The 21,723-nt window shown below is 60.4% G+C and carries 22 protein-coding genes; 8 read left to right on the top strand and 14 right to left on the bottom strand.

What is annotated here, in order from left to right:
• Positions 1–74 precede the first annotated feature (74 nt).
• Positions 75–899 carry an FKBP-type peptidyl-prolyl cis-trans isomerase gene (fkpA, locus tag GKQ23_RS03045; RefSeq protein WP_056232473.1) on the bottom strand — a complete coding sequence of 275 codons (825 nt, stop codon included), beginning with the start codon at positions 897–899 and terminating at the stop codon, positions 75–77.
• 283 nt (positions 900–1,182) lie between these two features.
• On the opposite strand from fkpA, the gene GKQ23_RS03040 reads away from it, so the two are divergent.
• Positions 1,183–1,401, top strand: a complete 219-nt coding sequence (locus GKQ23_RS03040; RefSeq protein WP_056232475.1) for a protein SlyX — start codon at positions 1,183–1,185, stop codon at positions 1,399–1,401.
• A 330-nt stretch (positions 1,402–1,731) separates the two neighbouring features.
• Here GKQ23_RS03040 and slyD read toward each other — a convergent pair whose 3' ends face one another.
• From slyD to kefG, 4 genes are all read right to left on the bottom strand, one after another.
• The gene (gene slyD, locus GKQ23_RS03035; RefSeq protein WP_056232477.1) at positions 1,732–2,271 is read right to left on the bottom strand and encodes a peptidylprolyl isomerase; all 540 of its coding nucleotides are present in this window, start codon (positions 2,269–2,271) and stop codon (positions 1,732–1,734) included.
• 142 nt (positions 2,272–2,413) lie between these two features.
• Positions 2,414–2,614, bottom strand: a complete 201-nt coding sequence (locus GKQ23_RS03030; protein WP_056232790.1) for a YheV family putative zinc ribbon protein — start codon at positions 2,612–2,614, stop codon at positions 2,414–2,416.
• A 16-nt stretch (positions 2,615–2,630) separates the two neighbouring features.
• Positions 2,631–4,436 (bottom strand): glutathione-regulated potassium-efflux system protein KefB, encoded by a 1,806-nt coding sequence (gene kefB / locus GKQ23_RS03025; protein ID WP_056232478.1) that lies wholly within the window; start codon positions 4,434–4,436, stop codon positions 2,631–2,633.
• Positions 4,437–4,988 carry a glutathione-regulated potassium-efflux system ancillary protein KefG gene (gene kefG, locus GKQ23_RS03020; protein WP_056232480.1) on the bottom strand — a complete coding sequence of 184 codons (552 nt, stop codon included), beginning with the start codon at positions 4,986–4,988 and terminating at the stop codon, positions 4,437–4,439.
• A 125-nt stretch (positions 4,989–5,113) separates the two neighbouring features.
• Between kefG and GKQ23_RS03015 the strand changes: the two genes are divergently transcribed.
• Positions 5,114–7,015: an ABC transporter ATP-binding protein gene (locus GKQ23_RS03015; RefSeq protein WP_212409746.1), complete on the top strand. Its 1,902-nt coding sequence runs from the start codon at positions 5,114–5,116 to the stop codon at positions 7,013–7,015.
• A 69-nt stretch (positions 7,016–7,084) separates the two neighbouring features.
• On the opposite strand, the gene GKQ23_RS03010 is transcribed toward GKQ23_RS03015, so the two are convergent.
• On the bottom strand, positions 7,085–8,587 hold the full coding sequence (locus GKQ23_RS03010; protein ID WP_101505935.1) for a nicotinate phosphoribosyltransferase: 1,503 nt from the start codon (positions 8,585–8,587) through the stop codon (positions 7,085–7,087).
• Positions 8,577–9,452 carry a ribose-phosphate diphosphokinase gene (gene prs, locus GKQ23_RS03005; RefSeq protein ID WP_212409745.1) on the bottom strand — a complete coding sequence of 292 codons (876 nt, stop codon included), beginning with the start codon at positions 9,450–9,452 and terminating at the stop codon, positions 8,577–8,579. Before prs ends, GKQ23_RS03010 begins: the two co-directional genes overlap by 11 nt.
• A gap of 211 nt (positions 9,453–9,663) precedes the next feature.
• Here prs and GKQ23_RS03000 point away from each other — a divergent pair, with 211 nt between their 5' ends.
• The gene (locus tag GKQ23_RS03000; protein ID WP_212409744.1) at positions 9,664–10,389 is read left to right on the top strand and encodes an NUDIX domain-containing protein; all 726 of its coding nucleotides are present in this window, start codon (positions 9,664–9,666) and stop codon (positions 10,387–10,389) included.
• 165 nt (positions 10,390–10,554) lie between these two features.
• On the opposite strand, the gene tauD is transcribed toward GKQ23_RS03000, so the two are convergent.
• From tauD to GKQ23_RS02975, 5 genes are all read right to left on the bottom strand, one after another.
• Positions 10,555–11,394 (bottom strand): taurine dioxygenase, encoded by an 840-nt coding sequence (gene tauD, locus GKQ23_RS02995; protein ID WP_056232491.1) that lies wholly within the window; start codon positions 11,392–11,394, stop codon positions 10,555–10,557.
• Positions 11,391–12,221: a taurine ABC transporter permease TauC gene (tauC, locus tag GKQ23_RS02990; protein WP_212409743.1), complete on the bottom strand. Its 831-nt coding sequence runs from the start codon at positions 12,219–12,221 to the stop codon at positions 11,391–11,393. The genes tauD and tauC overlap by 4 nt, the downstream gene beginning before the upstream one ends.
• Complete coding sequence (gene tauB, locus GKQ23_RS02985; RefSeq protein ID WP_212409742.1) at positions 12,218–12,985, bottom strand: taurine ABC transporter ATP-binding subunit; 768 nt, start codon at positions 12,983–12,985, stop codon at positions 12,218–12,220. The genes tauC and tauB overlap by 4 nt, the downstream gene beginning before the upstream one ends.
• A 13-nt stretch (positions 12,986–12,998) precedes the next feature.
• Entirely contained in the window at positions 12,999–13,976 is a 978-nt protein-coding gene (gene tauA, locus GKQ23_RS02980) for a taurine ABC transporter substrate-binding protein (protein ID WP_056232495.1), read from the bottom strand.
• A gap of 430 nt (positions 13,977–14,406) precedes the next feature.
• On the bottom strand, positions 14,407–15,009 hold the full coding sequence (locus tag GKQ23_RS02975; RefSeq protein ID WP_056232497.1) for a LysE family translocator: 603 nt from the start codon (positions 15,007–15,009) through the stop codon (positions 14,407–14,409).
• 58 nt (positions 15,010–15,067) lie between these two features.
• On the opposite strand from GKQ23_RS02975, the gene GKQ23_RS02970 reads away from it, so the two are divergent.
• From GKQ23_RS02970 to GKQ23_RS02960, 3 genes are all read left to right on the top strand, one after another.
• Positions 15,068–16,087 carry a hydrolase gene (locus tag GKQ23_RS02970; RefSeq protein ID WP_212409741.1) on the top strand — a complete coding sequence of 340 codons (1,020 nt, stop codon included), beginning with the start codon at positions 15,068–15,070 and terminating at the stop codon, positions 16,085–16,087.
• Complete coding sequence (locus GKQ23_RS02965) at positions 16,084–16,302, top strand: YheU family protein (RefSeq protein ID WP_056232501.1); 219 nt, start codon at positions 16,084–16,086, stop codon at positions 16,300–16,302. Before GKQ23_RS02970 ends, GKQ23_RS02965 begins: the two co-directional genes overlap by 4 nt.
• Before the next feature lie 108 nt (positions 16,303–16,410).
• On the top strand, positions 16,411–17,280 hold the full coding sequence (locus tag GKQ23_RS02960) for a phosphoribulokinase (RefSeq protein WP_056232503.1): 870 nt from the start codon (positions 16,411–16,413) through the stop codon (positions 17,278–17,280).
• Positions 17,281–17,303: 23 nt separating this feature from the next.
• On the opposite strand, the gene GKQ23_RS02955 is transcribed toward GKQ23_RS02960, so the two are convergent.
• A complete protein-coding gene (locus tag GKQ23_RS02955; protein WP_212409740.1) occupies positions 17,304–18,491 on the bottom strand; it encodes an amidohydrolase in 1,188 nt (395 codons plus the stop codon).
• Positions 18,488–19,699 carry an MFS transporter gene (locus GKQ23_RS02950; protein WP_212409739.1) on the bottom strand — a complete coding sequence of 404 codons (1,212 nt, stop codon included), beginning with the start codon at positions 19,697–19,699 and terminating at the stop codon, positions 18,488–18,490. The genes GKQ23_RS02955 and GKQ23_RS02950 overlap by 4 nt, the downstream gene beginning before the upstream one ends.
• Before the next feature lie 198 nt (positions 19,700–19,897).
• Between GKQ23_RS02950 and GKQ23_RS02945 the strand changes: the two genes are divergently transcribed.
• Positions 19,898–20,848: a LysR substrate-binding domain-containing protein gene (locus GKQ23_RS02945; RefSeq protein WP_212409738.1), complete on the top strand. Its 951-nt coding sequence runs from the start codon at positions 19,898–19,900 to the stop codon at positions 20,846–20,848.
• A gap of 222 nt (positions 20,849–21,070) precedes the next feature.
• A complete protein-coding gene (crp, locus tag GKQ23_RS02940) occupies positions 21,071–21,703 on the top strand; it encodes a cAMP-activated global transcriptional regulator CRP (protein WP_024966547.1) in 633 nt (210 codons plus the stop codon).
• Positions 21,704–21,723: the final 20 nt, after the last annotated feature.

Raw genomic sequence — 21,723 nt, 5'->3', positions numbered from 1 at the left:
CGGGTTAAAAGCCAGTGGAAACAGGAATTAATCGCAGGCGGGAGCACCGCCACCCGCAGGTGGCGGTGATACAATTACTGCGCTTTGGCTTTATCAGCCGCTGCTGCTGCAGGCTGTTCTGCTTTCTCGTCGGCTTTAGCGGCCGGTTTGATGTCCAGCAGCTCAACCTCGAATACCAGCGTAGAGTTAGCCGGAATGCCCGGAACGCCATTCTGGCCGTAGGCCAGCGCCGGTGGGATCACCAGCTTGATTTTGCCACCCTTCTTGACCTGCTTCAGGCCTTCGGTCCAGCCTGGGATCACGCCGTCCAGACGGAATGACAGTGGCTCGCCGCGGGTGTAAGAGTTATCGAACTCGGTGCCGTCAACCAGGGTACCTTTGTAGTTCACCACCACGGTATCGCTGTCTTTCGGTGACTCACCGGCACCCGCTTTCTCTACCAGGTAGAGCAGGCCGGATTCCGTTTTCTTCACGCCCTTCTCTTTGGCGAATTTCGCTGCGTAAGCCTCACCTTTAGCGGTGTTCTCTTTCGCATCTTTCTCCATTTTGGCCTGAGCGGCACCTTTCACACGGCCTTCAAAGGACTGCAGGGTCTGCTCGATTTCCTGGTCAGTCAGCTTGCTTTTACCCGCAAACGCATCCTGAACGCCGGCAATCAGCTGGTTTTTATCCAGAGCGATGCCCAGTTTTTCCTGCTCCTTCAGGGAGTTCTCCATGTAGCGGCCCAGAGAAGCACCCAGCGCATAGGCCGACTGCTGGTCATCGTTCTTGAACGCCGCGTTTTTTGGCGCCTGCTGAGCAGCAGGAGCCGCAGCAGCGTCGGCAGCGATGGCCAGCGGTGCGGTGAACGCCGCAGCCAGAGTGGTAGCTAATAAAGTAACTTTAAACAGTGATTTCATCCATTTCTCCAAAACCGAAGCATCTCACCCCGGGGAATCGTTGGCAGACCGGCGGTCTGTGCTGTAACGGGTCTCAGGGGCGCTCCCCTGCATAAAACTAAAGTTAACTTCCGACCGCGTGATTGCCCGAAAGTTTCACCACCTTCAGTGGCGTCAGCGGTACGACTTTTCAACCTCTGGCGGCCAATCTACGTCATTTTACCTGTTTTCGCCTGCCTTTTACCCTTAGAATCGGACAATTCGCGCCGAGAAAGCGCCGCAGGTAGTAACAGGAGGAAACAGAATGCAACAATCATGGCTGGAAGAGCGGCTGGAGCGGCTGGAAAGCAAACTGGCGTTTCAGGATCACACTATCGATGAACTCAACGAAACGGTGGTTCAGCATCAGCTGGAGATGGCCCGCCTGCGCGAACAGATGCGCCTGCTGACCGATAAGTTAAAGGAAGCAGCGCCATCCCTCATCGCCTCACAATCCGAAGAAACCCCTCCTCCGCATTACTAATGAGCAGCACGGATCGGGCTGTTGGTTGCCCTTCAGGCAACTCAGCAATATGAAGCGAAGGGAGCCTGTCCACGGAGTAAAGCATCACGGGCCACGGACGGCCCGCGCTGAGCTGTCATGGATGACGTTTTTTGCGTCTTTACGGAGTGGACAGGCTCCCTGAGCCGGGCACGCTCGCACAGCCGACACACGCACAGACCCCCTGTTCCAGCCAGCGCAGTAACCAAAAAAAAGGCCACGCATTTGCGTGACCTCTTTGACAGATATTCCGAGTATTTCGTGCTGCAGGAAGGCGGTAAACGCACCCGCAGCGCGAAAGACGACGGAAGATCAGTGGCTGCAGCCGCAGCCGCCGGTACCACAACCACCTTCGTGGTCATGGTCGTGATCGTGGTGATGACCGTGCTCGCCGTGAACGTGGCCGTGGGCCAGCTCTTCCTCGGTCGCTTCACGCACCGCAACGACTTCCACGTTGAAGCTCAGGTTCTGACCGGCCAGCATGTGGTTACCGTCAACCACCACGTGCTCGTCTTCCACTTCGGTAATTTCAACCGGCACCGGGCCCTGATCGGTTTCCGCCATAAAGCGCATGCCAACCTGCAGTTCGTCCACGCCCATAAAGACGTCTTTCGGTACGCGCTGCACCAGGTTGTCATCGAACTGGCCGTAAGCGTCGTTAGCTTCGATCTTAACGTCAAACTTGTCGCCCGGCTCGCGATTTTCCAGCGCTTTTTCCAGGCCGGAGATCAGGGAACCGTGACCGTGCAGGTAATCCAGCGGTGCACTCACCGGGGATTCATCAACCAACACACCGTCTTCTGTACGTACCTGGTATGCCAGGCTGACCACGAGGTCTTTTGCTACTTTCATGATGACTCCTAAAACCGTTGAGAGCGTGAATTCGTATTCCCGCTGGTTTTAACCTTCAGCGGGAGGACTCTAAGTGGCGGCAATTGTATCGAATTTCAACCGCGGCTGTACCCTTAAGCATAAAAAAAGCGGGGCGATCGCGCTACTCCGGGTGAAAAATGCCGATGACCTGTTCGTTTTCACGCACCTCTTTACGCACCTGTTTGTCCGCCTCGCGCATCTGATGCCCGCACTTAACGCACTCAACCACATCGACATTATTCTCGCGCCACAGCGCCAGGGTATCTTTCTGCTGGCACTTCGGACAGGTGGCGCCAGCGATAAAACGTTTACGCATAATCATCTCGTTGAGTTCGTGGTTAATGCTGCTCATCCCAGCCGTCATACTGACTTTTTTCGTATTTCATCTCGGTGCGGAAGATATCTTCCAGCTCGCGCCGCGCTTCTTTCACGCGGGAGATCTGCACGCTGTCGTCGTGGCTCGGCATCAGCTCACGCAGCATGCGCATATCCAGCCGGCGAAAGTGCTGTTGCGCACGGTGCGCCTGGTGCGGGTGCATGCCGACGGAGATCAGCGACTTGCGGCCCAGCTCCAGCGCGCTGCTGAAGGTTTCACGCGAGAACTGGGTCACGCCGGCCTGCAACAGTTCGTGTGCCTCCACGCGGCCGCGGGCGCGGGCGAGGATCGCCAGATGCGGGAAGTGCTGCTGGCACAGGTGCACGATATGCATCGAGTCTTCCGGATCGTTGCAGGTTATCACGATCGACTGCGCGGTTTCTGCCCCGGCGGCGCGTAACAGCTCCAGCTCGGTGGCATCGCCGTAATAGACCTTGTAGCCATATTTACGCATCAGGCTGACCGCGCTGATGTCGCGCTCCAGCACGGTGACCCGCTTGTCATTCGCCATCAGCAGACGCCCCACCACCTGACCAAAGCGGCCGAAGCCGACCACGATCACCTGCGGCTTATCGTCCTCGACAAAGTGTTTCTCCGCGCTCTCATCGGGCTCGTTGAAACGCCGTTCAAGAATTTTATCCACGCCCTGCATCAGCAACGGCGTCGTCATCATCGACAGCGTGACCGTCACCAGCAGCAGCGGCATCTGATCGCCGCTAAACAGCTTCGCCGACGACGCCGCGGAGAACAGCACAAAGGCAAACTCCCCGCCCTGGCTCAGCACGCCGGAGAACTGCAGACGTTCAGAACTGCGCAGGCCGTAGATCCGCGCCAGCAGGTAAAGCACGCCGGTTTTTACCGCCACCAGGCCGACCACGCCGATCAGGATCTCAATGATATGGGTATAGAGCACGCCCAGGTTCAGCGCCATCCCGACCGAGATGAAGAACAGCCCCAGCAGCAGCCCTTTAAACGGGTCGATCGCCGTCTCCAGCTCGTGGCGGTACTCACTCTCCGCCAGCAGGATCCCGGCGATAAAGGTGCCCAGCGCCATCGACAGCCCCAGCGCGTCCATAAACAGCGCCGAGCCCAGCACCAGCAGCAGCGACGCGGCGGTAAACACTTCCCGCACGCCGGAGGCAGCGATAAAGCGGAAGATCGGCCGCAGCAGATAGCGCCCGCCGACCAGCATGCCGGCAAACGCCAGCACCTTCATGCCCACCTTCATCCAGTCGGTATGACCGCTGTCGCCGCCGGCCAGCAGCGGCACCAGCGCCAGCGCCGGGATCACCGCCAGGTCCTGGAACAGCAGCACCGAGAAGCCGAGCTGACCGGATTCGCTGCGGTTCATGCCTTTGTCACGCATCAGCTGCAGCGCCATGGCGGTGGAGGACATCGCCAGGCCGATACCGCCAATCAGCGCCGCCTGCCAGGAGAAGTCGGTCAGGTAGAGCAGGCCGCCAAGGATTGCGGCGCTCAGAATCACCTGCGCGGCACCGACGCCGAAGATCGAGCGCCGCAGTTGCCACAGCTTAGACGGGTTCAGCTCCAGCCCGATGATAAACATCAGAAACACCACGCCCAGCTCGGAGAAGTGCAGGATCTCATCCACGTCACTGATAAAACCGAGTCCCCACGGGCCGATGGCGATCCCCGCCAGCAGATAGCCGAGCACCGCGCCGATACCGAGCCGGGCGGCGATCGGTACCGCAATCACCGCGGCAAACAGATAAACCACTCCCGCGGTCAGGAGGCTTTGACCTTCCATTTACACTCCTCCATAGGGCAGCGGATTGCCCAGCCAGTCGCCGTAGGCGCGGGCATAATTTTGCATCACGTCAGCCGTCTGGCGACGCGCCCAGTAAATAATCATCGGCGTCATCCAGTGCATGCGGCACATCTGCGCGGTCAGTTCAAAGGGCCGCATAATGTCTGACATCGGGTAACGGTTCAGCCCTTCCTGGTGGTAGGCGGCCTCCGGCTCTCCGGTGGTGATCACGCTGCGCCAGTATTTACCCTCCAGCACGTTGCCACCGGGGCCGCTGGCAAAGCCGCGCGACAGCACGCGGTCCAGCCACTCTTTCAGCAGAGCAGGGCAGCTGTAGGTATAAAGCGGATGTTGAAAAACGATAATCTGATGTTCGCGCAGCAGCTGTTGCTCGCGGTGAATATCAATAAAAAAATCCGGATACTCTGCGTACAGGTCATGGACCGTCACATGTTCCAGGCGCCGGGCCGGTTGTAGCAAAACGCGATTGGCAATCGAGTCCTGTGACTCCGGATGGGCATACAACAGCAGGACCTTAGGCGGCTGCGACATCATTCCCCTCCAAATCGTCGTCACGGCAGGCGAAATCCGCTACCATGCTCGACGCAACGGAATCAGTGATTCCGGAAACTTATTTATGATGGATTAATTTAACATATTATGGACTAACGGCGCTTATGATTGTCTTCTCCTCGTTACAAATACGTCGCGGCGTGCGCGTCCTGCTGGATAACGCCACCGCGACCATCAACCCCGGCCAGAAAGTGGGCCTGGTGGGCAAAAACGGCTGCGGCAAATCCACCCTGCTGTCCCTGCTGAAAAACGAGATAAGCGCCGATGCCGGCAGCTTCAGCTATCCCGGCAGCTGGTCGCTGGCCTGGGTCAACCAGGAAACGCCGGCGCTGGATATGCCCGCCGTTGAGTATGTTATCGACGGCGACCGCGAATTTCGTCAGCTGCAGTCTGAATTAGATCGCGCGAATGAAATTAACGACGGCCACGCTATCGCCACGCTGCACGGCAAGCTGGATGCCATTCAGGCATGGACCATACAGTCCCGCGCCGCCAGCCTGCTAAGCGGATTGGGCTTTAGCCAGGAACAACTGCAGCGCCCGGTCAGCGATTTCTCCGGCGGCTGGCGCATGCGCCTCAACCTGGCCCAGGCGCTGATCTGCCGCTCCGATCTGCTGCTGCTCGATGAACCGACCAACCACCTCGACCTTGACGCGGTGATCTGGCTGGAACGCTGGCTGAAAAGCTACAGCGGCACGCTGATCCTGATCTCACACGACCGCGACTTCCTCGACCCGGTGGTCGATAAGATCCTGCATATTGAACAGCAGAGCATCTTCGAATACACCGGCAACTACAGCTCGTTTGAGATCCAGCGCGCCACCAAACTGGCGCAGCAGCAGTCGATGTTTGAACACCAGCAGCAGAAGGTGGCGCATCTGCAGAGTTTTATCGACCGCTTCAAGGCCAAGGCCACCAAGGCCAAGCAGGCGCAGAGCCGCATCAAAATGCTCGAACGCATGGAGCTGATTGCGCCGGCGCACGTCGATAACCCGTTTACCTTCAGCTTCCGCGAGCCGGAGAGCCTGCCTAACCCGCTGCTGAAGATGGAGAAGGTCAGCGCCGGCTACGGCGATAAAAAGATCCTTAACTCGATCAAGCTGAACCTGGTGCCGGGTTCGCGCATCGGGCTGCTCGGGCGTAACGGCGCCGGTAAGTCGACGCTGATCAAGCTGCTGGCCGGTGAACTGGCCCCGCAGGCCGGTGAGATCGGCCTGGCGAAGGGTATTAAGCTCGGTTACTTTGCCCAGCATCAGCTGGAGTTCCTGCGCGCCGACGAATCACCGCTGCAGCACCTGGCCCGGCTGGCGCCTAAAATTCTGGAACAGCAGCTACGCGACTACCTCGGCGGCTTTGGTTTCCAGGGCGACAAAGTGACGGAGCAGACCCAGCGCTTCTCAGGCGGCGAGAAAGCGCGGCTGGTGCTGGCGCTGATCGTCTGGCAGCGTCCTAACCTGCTGCTGCTCGATGAACCGACCAACCACCTGGATCTGGATATGCGCCAGGCGCTGACCGAAGCGCTGATCGACTACGAAGGCGCGCTGGTGGTGGTATCGCACGATCGCCACCTGCTGCGTTCCACCACCGACGACCTTTACCTGGTGCACGATGGCAAGGTCGAACCCTTCGACGGCGATCTGGAAGATTACCAGCAGTGGCTGAGCGACCTGCAGAAGCAGGTTCTGGCCGACGCGTCACCGAAAGCCGAGGGTGCCAACAGCGCCCAGGCGCGTAAGGATCAGAAACGCCGCGATGCCGAACTGCGCACCCAGACCCAGCCGCTGCGCAGGCAGATTGAAAAGCTGGAAAAGCAGATGGAGAAGCACAACGCGCAGCTGGCCGACGCTGAAAACAAGCTGGGCGATACCGCGATTTACGAGCAGAGCCGCAAAACAGACCTGACCTCCGCCCTGCAGCAGCAGGCCAGCGCCAAATCGGCGCTGGAAGAGTGTGAGATGGAATGGCTGGAGGCGCAGGAACAGCTTGAATCAATCATGAACGGCTGAGATAACGGGGGATGACAGCCCGTCGTCCCCCCGCTCCGATCGCCGGGGCGCATCGTTGTGCCGCCCCGCTCAGCGTTCCCGCCTTAATTCCGCCGCCAGCCGCTGGCGCAGCGTGGTCAGATCCTCAACGTTGAGCAGTTTACCGTTCAGGAAGCGGGTTTTCAGCTCTCCCCCCTGTTCCTGCTGCCAGCTCTGGCCATCCAGCAGACGATAGTTCCCTTGCCGGTCTTTCTCTACCCGCAGCAGGCCACGCGCGGAGTTTTTCAGGCCATTATCGGTTTTCGGCTGTTTAAAGATCTCCCGCCCCACGCCGTTCACTTCCCCATAGGTTGCTTTCATCGCGAAGCCGAAGGTATCACGCGTGTGGTACTGGTAGGTATATGAGCCGACGCCGAACACCACGTTGCTGCTGGCGAAGCCTTTTGCCTCCAGCCGGCTGAGGATCTCGTTCGCCCGTTCCAGCGTAATCGAATCGCCGTAAATCAGGCCGACGTGCGGGTCGAGCACCTTATAGCCTCTGGCATTGACCGTGCCGCCAAAGATCTCCCACAGCACCTCCACCGAGCCTTTCTGCTGCGCGCTGCGCGCAGGGTCGCGATCCTGGTCGTCGCCGCTGCCGCACAGTATTTCGACCGGGTCACCGCTGTCCGGGCGGAACACCAGCCGCCCCTCACGCGCCATGATTTCCGGTTTAAGCTCACGGCTGTACCCGGTCAGCACCTTCCAGTAGTCCCAGGTATCGGACACGATCGAAACCAGCCCGCGCGGATAGAGCTCGGTCAGCAGGCGACGGAAAGTGGCGATCTCGCCCTGCTCCTCGCCCATGCACATTACGCTGTGCTCGGTGGCAGGGATGCTGCCGCCGATAAAGGTGCCTGCCGCCGGACGGTAGTAGCGCTGGGCATAGAGAATCGACGGCAGGCTGTCGGTGCCGGTAAAGCTCAGCAGATGGCCGACGCCGGACTGTGCCGCATCGTGCACCCCGGACATGCCGCGGAACGAAAAGTCATGGCACTGAAAATCAAGGTGCGCCACGTCGTCACAGGTGCGTTCGGCCCAGCGCTGGCAGATCTGGCGATAGTGGTGCGCGACGGTGGCGGTGGTGGAGGATTTCCACAGCTCGGCCGACATCACGCTCTCGAGGTAATTCACCAGCCAGAAGAACTCGCCCAGGGTATTGGTAAGGGTCAGCACCGGCACCTTCATCGGCACTTTGCTGCCTTCGTCCAGGCTTTTGATCTCCAGCGGCAGATAGCCAAGGCGGTGCAGCGCACGGATGTGCTCAACGCTGACGCTGTTCTCCCCGAGGTAGCTGTCCATCAGTTGCTGATACTCCCCCACCACCTGCTCTTCCGGCTGGGCGAAGAACTGCTGGTTAAACAGGTCGACCATAAACCACTGCAAAAATCCCTGCAGACCAAAGAACACCAGCGACTCATCCGCCAGCGGCGACTGAAAATAGCGCTTACCGCGCGGCGTAAAGTTGGAATAAACCCGGTTTGTCCCCTGCGGGTACTGCTCACGGTGCGAGGTTTTGTAACCATCGATAGCCAGAATCGGATTAATTTGCATGGTTTGCTCCTTCACTGCGGTAAATGGTCGCGATATCAATGCGTTCAACGCCTTCCTGCGCCGGTTCAGCGCCGCCCAGCGAGGTGGTGGTCCAGATGCGGTCAATGCCCTGGCTCAGCAGGTGCTCAACGCCTTTACTGAACAGACCGTGGGTAACGTACAGGCTGACCGAGCGCGCGCCGGCGGCCCGCAATACCGCCGCCGATCCGATAAAGGTGCCACCGGCATCGCACAGGTCGTCGGCAATCAGCACGTCCCTGCCCGCCACGTCACCTTTCAGCAGTTCAAAACCGCTCAGCGCACCGCTGGCGATATCACGATGCTTGCCGAGAATGCCGTACTCAGCTGCCTTCACCTGTTGCGCCAGCGCATGCACCTTTTTCAGCGCGCCGGCGTCCGGGGCAATCAGCATCATGCCCTGCTCAAGGGCGGCCAGCAGCGAACGGCTGTGGATCAGGCAGCGGTGCTGGGGAATGGTGACCATACGGTCAACCACGGCGGCAGCCACGTCGCTGTGCGGATCCAGCACCACCACCCGATCAAAGCGCAGCTGATTGAGAAAACCGGCAAACACCCTGAGGGCGAAACTGTCGCCGTCACGCATTGTGCGGTCCTGTCGGGCGTAGGGCAGCCACGGCAGCTCAAGCCGGGTCTGACGCAGCAGGCAGCGCTGACGTACCGCGTCGAGCACCTGGGCGACCCGCATCAGGTCATCGAGGGTCTGCATCGCGCTGGCACGCAGCGTCAGGCTTTCCGCCTGTGGATCCAGCGGCCCGCTGACGCGCTCCCAGACCGCACCGTCTGGAAAACGTCCGCTTTCCAGCGCCACATCCTGACCATCAAGCGTTAACTGCAGTTTCATCATCACCGACTCCTTCAACTCAATTAATGTCACAGGGACATTTATATAATTGTCCAAGAGACATTAATTGACAAGCGAAATATCACACCGGCACAAAAATTATGTTTAACTAATTGATTTTAAAAGTGATAAAGTTTTCAGCGCGGGTGGAAAGATTGAATGATAACTCCGCCGCTGGTAATGTGTCCGAGCGACACTTCCTGCAGGTAATGCTATGTCATCAGAACACGAGTATCTGGCGCAGTACGACGCTTCACGCTATCCGTCCCCAATCGTCACCGTCGACAGCGTGCTGTTCAGCCTCTGGCAGCAGCAGCTGTGCGTGCTGCTGGTACAGCGCGCCAGGCATCCGCAGCGCGGCCTCTGGGGGTTACCGGGGGGATTTATCGACCTGCTGCAGGATGGATCCACGCGCGACACCGCGCTGCGCAAGCTGCGGGAAAAGACCGGCGTCAATCCGCCGTGGCTCGAGCAGCTGGCCACCTACTCGGGGCCCGACCGAGACCCGCGCGGCTGGAGCCTGACCACGGCGTGGTACGCGCTGATCGCCGCCGAAGCCTGTTCTGCCGGCAGTAACGACGTCAGCGATGCACGGTGGCAGCCGGTGGCCGGGCTGGCACAGCGCAGCGACATCGCCTTTGACCACCAGCAGATCGTTGCCGACGCGCTGCAGCGGCTGCGGCAGAAAACGCTCTACTCCCTGCTGCCGGTGTACTGCCTGCCCGCCGCCTTTACCCTGACCCAGTTACAGGAGGTCACTGAGACGATCCTCGCCCGCCCGGTGCAGCGTAAAAGCCTGATCCGTCGCTTTGACGCCTCAGAGATGTTTGAAGAAACCGGCGAGAGCGTCGCTACCGGTGCCCGTAAGGCGAAGCTTTACCGCCTTAAGCCTGGCGCCGACATTCATCATTTCTCGCGCAACCTGATGAGTGAGGAGTGATCGCACCGCAGCGACGCCGTCGCAGCCCGGTACGGACGGCAAGTGAAAAAACCGATCGTACCGGAGCGAGACAAGGCGCAAGGCGCTGAGCGAGCGGAGCATACATCAGTATGTGAGCATCGCGAAGGGCCGCAGCAACGCGGTCGCAGCCCGGTACGGACGGTTTTAGAAGGGTTTGTCGCCGAGGATGGTGGCCCGGTGCATGATCCTGCGCGCCGGCAGATAGTCCGCATTGGCATAGTGCTGCGTCACCCGGTTATCCCAGATCGCCACGTCGCCCACCTGCCAGCGCCAGCGCACCTGGAAGTCCGGTTTGGTGATGTGTGCGAACAGGAAGTTCAGCAGCGCGTCACTCTCCTTCTCCTTCACGCCCACCAGCCGCGTGGTAAAACCTTCGTTGACGAACAGCGCCTTTCTGCCGCTCACCGGGTGGGTACGGATCGCCGGATGCACCACCGGCGGGTTCTTCGCCACCGCCTGCTGCCAGCGCTGATGCTCCTCTTCGCTGCCGCGATATTTATACTCCTGAAACGCCTTACGGAAATCGTGCTCGGCCAGCAGGCCGCTGAGCAGGGTTTGCAGCGGCTCAGACAGCGCATCAAACGCCGCGATACCGCTGGCCCACAGCGTATCGCCGCCGGTTTCCGGCAGCTGTTTGGCGGCAAGGATCGCCCCGGCCGGCGGCGTTTCAATAAAGGTCACGTCGGTATGCCAGTTGTCGTTGTCCGGCGGATTATTGTCGTGGGTATCCAGCACGATAATCTCTTCCACGCCCGGCGCATGCGGGTAGACCGGGTGGATATGCAAATCACCGAAGCGCAGCGCCAGCTGGCGCTGCTGCTGCGGCGTCACATGCTGGTCGCGCAGGAACAGCACCTGATGGCGGATCAGCGCGTGATAGAGCTGCTCAAACTGGCCGTCGCTCAGCGGGCGGGTCAGATCGACATTGCTCACCAGCGCGCCGATATAAGGCCCCAGCGCTTCAATTTTAATACGTTCGTTCATTGCTGTACTCCATGCCAGGGGGTTAAACGACGCTGCAGGGCGCGCAGCCCCAGCTCCAGCGCAAAAGCAATTAAGGCGATTACCGTAATACCGGCCAGCACCACATCAGTGGCCAGGAACTCCCCCGCCGACTGCACCATAAAACCAAGACCACGGGTGGCGGCGATCAGCTCGGCGGCCACCAGCGTTGACCAGCCGACGCCCAGCCCGATGCGTAAACCGGTAAGAATTTCCGGCAGCGCGCCGGGCAGCACCACATACCACAGCACCTGCCAGCGGCTGGCACCCAGGGAACGTGCGGCGCGCAGCCGCACCTGCTGGGCGCTTTTCACCCCGGCCACGGCGGACATCGCCACCGGCGCGAAGATCGCCAGATAGATCAGTAATATTTTCGAGGTTTCGCCAATACCGAACCAGATCACCATCAGCGGCAGATAGGCCAGCGGCGGCACCGGACGGTACAGCTCAATCAGCGGGTCGAGAATACCGCGCACGGTCTCGTTCAGGCCCATAAAAATGCCCACCGGCACGCCAATTGCCACTGCGGCCAGCAGGGCAATCAGAATACGCGTCAGGCTGGCCCCCAGATGCTGCCACAGCGTGGCGTCCATAAAGCCTGCCGGGCTGGCAATGGTTAACAGCTTCTGCAGCACCTGCTGCGGCGGCGGTAAGAACAGCGGGCCAATCAGCTGCAGGGCGGTAATCGCCCACCACACTGCCACCAGCACCGTCAGGGTAGAGAGGCTCAGCGTCAGCTGGCGATTCAGCGGCCAGCGCAGGCGCAAACGACGGCGCGGTGCCACTTTTTCACTGGTCAGGGAACTCATATAAACACCTCGCGCTGATGGAACACCCGGCTGAGCACATATTCACGGCGTTCGATAAACGCCGGATCGGATTTGATCGCCCGGCAGCTTTCACCGGCAGCGTAGCGGCGGCCGAAATCCAGCGCCAGCCGCTCCGCCACCCGGCCGGGGCCTGGCGACAACAGCACCAGCTCACTGGCCAGAAATACCGCTTCTTCAATATCGTGGGTAATTAACAGGATCTGCTTGCCGCTGTCGCGCCACAGGGTCAGCAGCAGCTCCTGCATCTGTTCACGGGTAAACGCATCCAGCGCGCCAAAGGGTTCATCCAGCAGCAACAGCCGCGGATCGGCCGCCAGCGCGCGGGCGATGCCCACCCGCTGACGCATGCCGCCGGAAAGCTGCCAGATCCAGCGCTTCTCCGCGCCCTCCAGCCCGACCTTTTTCAGCACACGTCGCGCCACCGCATGGCGTTCCGTCTTCTCCACGCCCGCCAGCTGTAAGCCGAAGGCGACGTTGTCCAGCACGTTGCGCCACGGCAGAAGCCCTTCATTCTGGAACACCACGCCGCGGTCGGCACCCGGCCCGCGTACCGGCTGGCCGTCCAGCGTGATGCTGCCGCTGTCGGCCGGCAGGAACCCGGCAATCAGGTTGAGCAGCGTGGTTTTGCCACAGCCGGAAGGCCCCAGCACCACCACCAGCTCGCCGTTGCCGATCGACAGATTTATATCCTGCAGCGCAGGCTTGCCCTGATAGCTGGCGTGAAGATGAGAAACGGCAAGCATCGGCAACCTCCGGTTATTTAGTCAGCGGCTGGATAAAGCGGTCGGTAACGAAGCTGCTGTAATCGCTGCCCGCCTGTGGCACCTTGCCCTGCTCTTTCAGGAAGCCGGCGGTATCGACAATCGCTTTGTTCACCGGGCCGTTGAGCTGTTCGATCTGCTGCTGCGCGGTCAGGTAGGTATTACCCTTCACCAGCACCGGCACGTCCTCTTTCGGCACGCCGCTCAGGCGCGCCAGCTTCTCAAGGTTGTCGTCCTGCTTCAGCCACGCATCCGGGTTATCGATATAGGCTTTCTGCGGGGCCAGCGCGCTGCGGGCGAAGGCGGTGACCACCTCAGGATGCTTCTCGGCGAAGTCCTTGCGCACTACCCAGACGTCGAGCGTTGGGGAACCCCATTTGCCCACCTGCGCCGAGTCGGTTAGCACGTTGCCATCCTTCTCCAGCTGATTCACCGCCGGTGACCAGACGTAAGCACCGTCGATATCGCCGCGCTGCCAGGCCGCAATAATCGCCGGCGGCTGCAGATTCACGATCTGCACCTGGCCCGGCTTGATGCCCCAGTGTTTCAGCGAGGCCAGCAGGCTGTAATGGGTGGTGGAGATAAACGGCACCGCGATGCGCTTACCGATAAGATCTTTCGGGTCCTTAATGCTCTTTTTGACCACCAGCGCCTCGGAGTTGCCGAGCTGGGACGCCAGCAGGAACACCTCGATCGGCACGCCCTGGCTGGCGGCTACCGCCAGCGGGCTGGAGCCGATATTGCCGATCTGCACGTCGCCGGAGGCCAGCGCGCGCACCACGCTGGCGCCGCTGTCAAACTTACGCCAGTCGACCTTTGCCCCGCTCTCTTTGGCAAACGTGCCGTCGGCCTGCGCCACTTTGGCCGGTTCTGCTGAGGTCTGATAAGCGATGGTGACATCCACCGCCTGAACGCTGAGTGCCGTCAGCGATAGTGCCGCTGCTAAAATTGAAAGTGAAAATTTACCCGCCATAGCCCGCTCCGAAAATTATTGTTATGGGTGAACCCCTCCTTTGTAACCGGGCGGCACTATCGTAATAAAGTAATTAAAAATTCTCTGTTATACCGAAATCTGCTTAGAAAAAAGACAGCAATTCAATGCAAAAAAGCGGGATTAGCCGGTGTTATAAACCGTGTACGGCCTCATTACGTTCAGGCTGGTCGCTGTGGATTCAGGTGCCCGGCGTATCGGGTCTGTCCGAAAGTGCTGATGTCGCTGTTTCAGTCCGCACCCGGCAGACGACACCGAATCTGAGGCGATGGGAGCCTGTACAGGGAGTAAAGCGTCACGGCACAGGGAGTTGCCGTGCCGGGCTGTCACGGATGACGCTTTTTGCGTCTTGACGGAGTGGACAGGCTCCCTGAGCCAGTAGCCGGAGTGACAGGTGACCAGCCCCCAGCCCTCAGCGCCAGATCAGCAGCACACAGGCGGCGGTGAGCAGCCCCATCGCCACGTTGAACAGGCGCCACGCCCGACGGCTGCGCAGAATGCGGCCGATCAGCGCCCCGAAGCCGATCCAGATAATCCCTGAGACCAGATTCACCAGCGCCATGCCGAAACTGATCGCCAGCACCGAGTGCAGATAGGCCTCCCCCGCCAGGCTGAAGCTGGCTACCGCGCCCAGCGCCATCAGCCAGGCTTTCGGGTTGATCAGCTGCAGCAGCCCGCCCTGCCAGAACGGCATCGGCGTGGCCGGGGCGGCATCGGTGTTCAGCTCTTCATACCCGGCGCTGCCAATTTTCCACGCCAGCCACAGCAGGTAGAGGCTACCGGCAATTTTCAGCAGCAGATGCAGCGCGGGATAGAGCAGGATCAGGCCACCAACGCCAAAGGCCACCATCAGCAGCATCAGCTGCATACCGATCATGATGCCCACCAGCAGCATCAGCGAACGCAGCAAACCAAACCTGGCACCGGAAGCGGTGAGTAACATATTATTAGGGCCCGGCGTGATGGCAGCGACCCAAAGAAAGCCTAACATAGATAAAAACAGACTCAGTTCCATACAACGGGCGCCTCTCACCCACTACCGATCGTTAACCCGATGAAGCTAACAGCGAGCCATGGATTCAACAAGCCCGGACGTTATAAATTTCGCCCCCCGCCCCGGCGAGGCTTTTCACCCGTTGCCGGGCGCGGCCAATCCGCACCTGCAGACGATTCTGCCGCGCCTGCTGCGCCGCCGCATTGCCCTGCGCCCCCACTGGCAGCGCCTGACCCTGCCGGACGGCGATTTTGTCGATCTGGCCTGGAGCGAAGACCCGGCGCAGGCGCGCCACAAACCGCGCGTGGTGCTGTTCCACGGCCTGGAGGGTAGTTTCAACAGCCCCTATGCCCACGGCCTGATGCAGGCATGGCAGGCGCGCGGCTGGCTGGGTGTGGTGATGCATTTTCGCGGCTGCAGCGGTACGCCGAATCGCCTGAACCGCATCTATCATTCCGGCGAAACGGAAGATGCCAGCTTCTTCCTGCGGTGGCTGCGTGAGACGTGGGGCGACGTACCGACCGCCGCGGTCGGCATCTCCCTCGGCGGCAATATGCTGGCCTGCCTGATGGGAAAACAGGGGGACGCGTGCCTGCTGGACGCCGGGGTGGTGGTCTCTGCGCCGCTGATGCTGGAGCCCTGCAGCCGGCGGCTGGAGCAGGGATTTTCCCGCGTCTACCAGCGCTATCTGCTGAACCTGCTGAAGCAGAACGCCCGCCGCAAGCTGCTGGCGTGGCCCGGTACGCTGCCGGTCGATCTGCAACAGCTGGCGGCCCTGCGCCAGCTGCGCGACTTTGATGATGCGATCACCGCCCGCGCTCACGGCTTTGCCGATGCCACCGACTACTATCGCCGCTGCAGCGCCCTGCCGCTGCTGCCCGGCGTGCGTAAACCGCTGCTGATCGTGCACGCCAGCGACGACCCTTTTATGACCCCTGAAGTGATCCCCGACCCCGCACTGCTGCCGGCCTGCGTTGAATATCAGCTGACGCAGCACGGCGGGCATGTCGGATTTGTAGGTGGAACCCTGCGTCAGCCACAGATGTGGCTGGAGCAGCGCATTCCACAGTGGCTTACCCCCTGGCTGGAGCAACGATGATTATTCCCTGGCGCGATCTTAACCCTGAAACCCTTGATAGCCTGCTGGAAGCCTTTGTGCTGCGCGAAGGTACCGACTATGGCGAGCAGGAGCGCACGCTGGCCGAGAAGGTGGACGACGTGCGGCGCCAGCTGGTCAGCGGCGAGGTAGTGCTGATGTGGTCTGAACTGCATGAAACCGTCAATATCATGCCGCGCGGCCAGTTCAGGGAGTGACGATAACGCGCTGGCCGGGCCCGGCGGCGCACGCAGCCCTGGTGACTTTACCGCGCCAAACGTGATACCAATGCAGCCTCGGTTCGAAGTTTAAGGGAGTTGTCCGTCATGTCAGCCAAACATCCGGTTATCGCCGTCACCGGCTCCAGCGGGGCAGGAACCACCACCACCAGCCTGGCGTTCAGGAAAATATTCCAGCAGCTTAATCTGCGCGCGGCCGAGGTGGAAGGCGACAGTTTTCACCGTTTTACCCGCCCGGAGATGGATATGGCCATCCGTAAGGCACGTGACATGGGGAAACACGTCAGCTATTTCGGGCCGGAGGCTAACGATTTCGGCCTGCTGGAGCAGACCTTCGCCGGGTATGGCCGCAGCGGTAAGGGCCAGTCACGCAAGTATCTGCACACCTATGATGAAGCGGTGCCGTGGAACCAGGTGCCGGGCACCTTCACCCCGTGGCAGCCGCTGCCGGAACCGACCGACGTGCTGTTCTATGAGGGGCTGCACGGCGGCGTGGTAACGCCACAGCACAGCGTGGCAGACCACGTTGACTTGCTGGTGGGCGTGGTGCCGATCGTCAACCTCGAATGGATCCAGAAGCTGGTACGTGACACCAGCGAGCGCGGCCACTCGCGCGAGGCGGTGATGGATTCGGTGGTGCGCTCGATGGAGGACTACATCAACTTTATTACGCCACAGTTCTCGCGCACCCACCTCAACTTCCAGCGGGTGCCGACGGTGGATACCTCCAACCCCTTCGCCGCCCGCGGCATTCCCTCGCTCGACGAGAGTTTTGTGGTGATCCATTTCCAGGGTCTGGAGGATATCGACTTCCCGTATCTGCTCGCCATGCTGCAGGGCTCCTTTATCTCGCATATGAAAACCCTGGTCGTGCCCGGCGGTAAGATGGGCCTGGCGATGGAGCTGATCATGGCACCGCTGGTGCAACGGCTGATCGAAGGTAAAAAAATCGTCTGAGCCCGCCGGTCGGACGGTGGCCGTCAGCTGCGCCCGTCCATCAGCAGCCGCTGGATAAACCCGATATGCAGCTTCACGCCCAGCGGCAGCACCGCCTCATCAAGGCGGAAGTGGGGGTTATGCAGATTCCAGCAGGCCCCGATTGCCTCGTTACCCGAACCGACAAACAGGAAGCAGCCGGGCACCACCTGCTGGTAGGCCGAAAAGTCTTCACAGCCGAACATCGGGTGCGGCAGAATTTTCAACGCCTGCTCGCCCAGCTGGGCTCGGACATTCTCTGCGGCGATCTGGCAGGCGTCGCGGTGGTTAACGCCGGTGACGTAGCCGCGCGTCCAGTTCAGCTGGTAGCTGCCGCCAGAGGCCCGGGTCAGGCCCTCCAGCATCTGCTCCATCATCTTAGGGATCTCTTCGCGCGCCTCGCGGCTGAGCGTGCGCAGCGTACCCCTGAGGTGCGCGCTGTCCGGGATCACGTTGTAGCCACCGTCGGCAAGAAAGCTGGCCACGGTCAGCACCGCGCGGTCGTTCGGGTTCAGCCGCCGCGACACCACCTGCTGCAGCGCGTGCACCACCCCCGCCCCCATCACGATCGGATCGCAGCTTTTATCCGGCATCGCCGCGTGCGCGCCGGTGCCCTGCAGGATCAGATCAAAGTTGTCGCTGGCGGCGCTGAACACCCCTTCGGTAAAACCGACGGTGCCGGTGGGAAAACCGGGCATCACGTGCAGGCCGAAGATCGTCTGTACGTCCCGCATCGCCCCCAGTTCCACCAGCTCCTGCGCTCCGCCGGGCGGTACCTCCTCGGCATGCTGGAAAACGAAGCGCACGCGTCCGGCAATCTGCGAGCGCAGCTGGCACAGCACTTTGGCCGCGCCCAACAGCATCGCGGTGTGCGCGTCGTGTCCGCAGGCGTGCATCACCCCCGGATGGCGTGAGGTAAACGGCTCATCGTTCAGCTCATGGATCGGCAGGGCGTCCATATCCGCGCGCAGCGCAATACACGGGCCGCTGCGCGCGCCGGTCAGCTCCGCCAGCACGCTGTTCGGCGTCAACCGCGTCAGGGCCAATGGCCCCATCTTCGCCAGCTCCGCGGCCACGTAGTCGGCCGTCTCCTGCTCGTAAAAGGAGAGATGGGGGTTAGCATGAATATGCCGCCGCCAGGCGACCACCTGCGGTGTGATATCCTCAATCAGTGAAGCAACTGCAGCGTTCATAGTGACTCCTGATGTTGCGGTGAGATAAGCGGCCGCCGGCTGCCGGGCAGCAGCGCCAGCCCGGCAATCACGATCGCGACCATCATAAACAGGAAGCTGGTGAAGTAGTCCCCTCCGCTGGCCGCGACCAGATACCCGATGACGATCGGGCCAATAAACCCACCGGCCACACCGCAGGCGTTAAGAAAGCCCACCGTGGTGCCCATAATGCGCGGTTCGAAACGTTTCAACGGCAGCGTAAAGGTAAAGACAAAGGTGCAGAAGGTGGCACCATTGGTGATCATCAGAATGACAATCGTCGCCAGCAGCGAGGTGGAAAAATAGATGCCGAGCAGGCCACAGGCCGCAACCAGCGCGGTGCAAAGGATCACCAGCGGCTCGCGACCGGAGCCATAGCGCCCCACCAGCCAGCCGCCGATAATCGACGACGCCCAGGCACCAATACCGCCGATAGAGATGATCTCACCGGTAACGGCCATCGACAGGCCATGCTCTTTGACCAGAAAACTGGGTAGCCAGGCCATCAGGCTGTAGGCGGGAAGATTGACGCAGACGTTAGCGATAATCAGCTGCCAGATGAGCGGATGACGGAACATCAGCCGCCAGCTACCCTGCGACGGGGCGGCCACCTCCTGTTGCTGCTGTCCGTGTTTTGGCAGTAGCACCAGCATCAGCAGCGCCACCAGCAGAAAAAGCGCGGCAAACACCATATACATCTGCTGCCAGCGCATCACCCGCAGCGCCCAGATTGCCAGCAGCGGCCCGATTACCATCGCCATTCCTGAGGAGGAGAGCAGTAGCGACTGTACAAAGGTACGATGCTGCAGATCGAAGGTCATGGTCACCGTTTTCGCGCTGGCGCTGGGATAACCGGAGTGACCGATGCCGGCCAGCATGCGAAACAGGATCAGCCAGCCAAGGCCCAGCCCCCACCAGCCAAACAGCAGGGCACATACGCCCACCAGCGCCAGCGACATCACCAGCATCGCCCGGTAGCCCAGCCGGTCGTTTAACCAGCCGGCGGGGATCTGAAACAGGGTGTAGGAGAAAAAAAATAAGCCCGGGATCAGGCCGACCTGCTGCGGGGTGAAGTTAAACTCTGCGCGTATCGGCAGAAGCGCAAAGCCCATCACGGTTTTATCGATATAAATCAGGGTATAGCCGGCAAATAACATCAGGATCATTCCCAGGCGTGCGCGTCTATCCATTGCTGTTTCTCCTAATTAACTGAAAAGGAATCAATCAATTACGTCCGTCAGTCTCTGTCCCGCGCTGTGAGCAACATCACAACGAAACAAGCACAATGATTTAACATGTCCACAACACCATCAGGGATTTACATCAGTCAGGTAAGATGAAATTTTCGTTGCCCTGATACGTTTCTGGCATCAGTGAAGGAGAACGGGATGCGCTATCTACCTAAAATGCAGCAGCTGCGGGTGTTTGAAGAAGTCGTGCGTCAGGGCAGTATCCGCTCGGCGGCCCGCACGCTGGCACAGTCACAGCCGGCCATCAGCCGGGCGCTGAAGGAACTGGAAAATACGCTGCAAACGGCGCTGTTTCTGCGCGGCCCTGGCGGGATCACCCTGACGCCCAGCGGCCAGCTGTTCGCGGTACGCAACCGCTTTATCCTGCAGGAGCTGCAGCGGGCGGGGGATGAAATCTACTCCGCCCAGCATCCTCAGCAGGGGCAGGTGGCGGTGGGAGTTTGCAGCCTGGTGGGCTCAACGATGCTGGCGGAGGTGGTCGAAAAATTTCGCCTGCGCCACCCGCAGGCCCGGCTAAGCGTCAAAGAGGGCCTGATGCGCAGCCTGCTGCCGCTGCTGAACAGCGGCGAGATCGACTTTGCCGCCGGGCCGGTTCCCGCCGATCTTAAGCAGGAGCGGCTGGTGATCACCCCGCTCTTTCAGGTGCCGCTGTGCGTGGTCGCCAGCAAAAATCATCCGGCGCGGCGGGCGCGGGCGTTAACCCAGCTGAGCGAGCAAAAATGGCTGCTGGCAGAAGATGAGAGCGCCACGCTGTCATCGTTAAATGATGAGCTGAAACGCTTTTTTCAGGCGCTGCCGCAGCCGGCATTGCGCACCAGTTCGTTACTGTCCGCCATCGAACTGGTCGAGCGTGCGGGATACCTGATGCTGTTACCGGAACCGGTGGTGAGCCGCTGGTCGCACAGCCTGGTGCAGCTGCCGATCGGCACGCTGCCCGCGCTGCGGTATGGCGCGGTCTGCTCCAGCCACTCGCCGCTGACCGCCAGCGCGCAGCAGCTGTTGAAAATACTTGAGAAAGCCAGCGGGCGTGACGCGTGGCGCTGTTCTACCGGCAAAAACAGCACGCCCTCCCTTTTCCCGCTATGCTGAAGCGATACAACACAAGACAGTTATGTAAAGCTGTGCTACAAACAAAGCTGTAATATTTACTGTCACCATCATGCACGGTAAAAACGGGCCCCCTACGCGAGCCATGCTCTGAACAGAGACCCGTATCATTTTCCCTCAGGGAAACGCTTGACTATTTCAACGCCTGGCAGGGAGAGCAGCCCCTGTTTTTGGGCTCGATGACAAAACAGAGGATAACAGCGAATGGTTCTCGGCAAACCGCAAACAGACCCGACTCTCGAATGGTTCCTGTCACATTGCCATATTCACAAATATCCATCCAAAAGCACGCTGATCCATCAGGGTGAAAAGGCAGAAACCCTCTACTACATCGTCAAAGGCGCGGTAGCGGTGCTGATCAAGGATGAAGAAGGCAAAGAGATGATCCTCTCCTACCTGAACCAGGGCGACTTTATTGGCGAACTGGGCCTGTTTGAAGAGGGGCAGGAGCGCAGCGCCTGGGTGCGCGCGAAAGCGGCCTGTGAAGTGGCTGAAATTTCCTACAAAAAATTCCGTCAGCTGATTCAGGTTAACCCGGATATTCTGATGCGTCTCTCCTCGCAGATGGCGCGTCGTCTGCAGGTGACGTCTGAAAAGGTCGGCAACCTCGCCTTCCTCGACGTCACCGGCCGTATTGCCCAGACCCTGCTCAATCTGGCCAAACAGCCCGATGCCATGACCCACCCGGATGGCATGCAGATCAAAATCACCCGTCAGGAGATCGGCCAGATCGTCGGCTGTTCCCGTGAAACCGTGGGCCGTATCCTGAAAATGCTGGAAGATCAGAATCTGATCTCCGCACACGGCAAAACCATTGTCGTTTACGGCACCCGTTAACCGATCTTAATCCTGCGGCG

This window comes from Erwinia sp. E602, from assembly GCF_018141005.1.
Classification (GTDB): Bacteria; Pseudomonadota; Gammaproteobacteria; order Enterobacterales; family Enterobacteriaceae; genus Erwinia.
Note: the sequence above shows the minus strand (reverse complement) of the source record. Positions and strands in the feature narration are given on the sequence as shown.